The 737-nt window shown below is 71.0% G+C and carries 1 protein-coding gene and 1 pseudogene; both read right to left on the reverse strand.

What is annotated here, in order from left to right:
* Positions 1-510: AAA family ATPase (locus AC5RWT_RS37900; RefSeq protein WP_494084694.1), on the reverse strand; the 510-nt coding region annotated here is incomplete at its 3' end.
* 42 nt (positions 511-552) lie between these two features.
* A pseudogene (locus AC5RWT_RS37905) lies at positions 553-737 on the reverse strand (GNAT family N-acetyltransferase); the annotation flags it as partial.

Genomic DNA, 737 nt, shown 5'->3' on the forward strand with positions numbered 1-737 from the left:
GGTGGTGGCAGCGACCAGCACCACCCAGCGGTTCTCCACGCCCGGCAGCAGGGCGTCCTGCTGCGCTTTGTTGAACCGGTGGATCTCGTCCAGGAAGAGCACCGTGGTGATCCGGTGCAGGTCGCGGGCGGTCAAAGCCTCGTCCATCACCCGGCGCACGTCCTTGACGCCGGCCGTGATGGCCGACAGTTCCACGAACCTGCGGCCGGGCCCGCGCGCGATTACATGCGCCAGGGTGGTCTTTCCGGTGCCGGGCGGGCCCCACAGCATGAGCGAGGACGGTCCCGCCGGACCGGTGGCGGCGCCGCCGGCGGCCAGCAGCCGCAGCGGCGAGCCGGGCTGCAGCAAATGCTGCTGGCCCACCACGTCGTCGAGCGTGCGGGGGCGCATCCGTACCGCCAGCGGGCTGCGCGGACGCGCCGGGTCGGCATCGCCGCCGGGGGCGGAACCGGTGCCGTCGCCGTCGTAGTCTTCGTCGTCGTCCGCAGCTGCACTGAACAAGTCACTCACACCGTCAAGGCTATCGCTCCCTCCTGACAGCCCCGGCACTGCCTAGCCCCGGAAGTCCATCCGCATCACGGCCCGCCGTGCAGTGGGACGGCTCACCTCCCGGAAGCCTGCAGCGGCAAAGATGTTCCGGCTGCCCACGTACAGTTCGCCCCAGGTCATCTGCTGCCCGGGCTTGGGGATGAGCGGGTAGCCTTCGATCGCGCGGGCGCCGTTCTGCTGCGCCCAAG

The organism is Arthrobacter sp. Dra40, from assembly GCF_059091905.1.